At 56.7% G+C, this 607-nt stretch carries 1 protein-coding gene; it reads left to right on the top strand.

Annotated elements, in window-relative coordinates:
* Nucleotide 1 precedes the first annotated feature (1 nt).
* The coding region (nrdD, locus tag K5E19_RS23430; protein ID WP_311775528.1) for an anaerobic ribonucleoside-triphosphate reductase at nucleotides 2-607 on the top strand (606 nt) is incomplete at its 3' end.

Genomic DNA, 607 nt, shown 5'->3' with positions numbered 1-607 from the left:
CATCAAAGAAGCGATTCTGCGTGCAGCTAAAGCAGCGGGAGTCGATGACGCAGATTACTGCGCCACCGTCGCAGAAATCGTCAGTAGCCAGATGAATGAGCGCAGTCAGGTGGATATCAACGAGATCCAGACTGCGGTAGAAAACCAGCTGATGTCCGGCCCGTACAAGCAGCTGGCGCGCGCCTACATTGAGTACCGTCACGACCGTGACATCCAGCGTGAAAAGCGCGGTCGCCTGAATCAGGAGATCCGTGGCCTGGTCGAGCAGACCAACTCTGCGCTACTGAATGAAAACGCCAACAAAGACAGCAAAGTGATCCCGACTCAGCGCGACCTGCTGGCCGGTATTGTCGCCAAGCACTATGCCCGTCAGCATCTGCTGCCGCGCGACGTGGTGCAGGCCCATGAACGCGGTGAGATCCACTACCACGATCTCGACTACTCCCCGTTCTTCCCGATGTTCAACTGTATGCTGATCGACCTGAAAGGCATGCTGACCCACGGCTTTAAAATGGGCAACGCCGAGATTGAGCCGCCAAAATCCATCTCTACTGCCACGGCGGTAACGGCGCAAATCATCGCCCAAGTCGCCAGCCATATTTACGGC

The sequence above is a fragment of the Enterobacter sp. RIT637 genome, assembly GCF_019718755.1.
Classification (GTDB): domain Bacteria; phylum Pseudomonadota; class Gammaproteobacteria; order Enterobacterales; family Enterobacteriaceae; genus Enterobacter.
The sequence above is the reverse complement of the archived record's forward strand: the minus strand, read 5'-3'. Positions and strand labels throughout refer to the sequence as shown.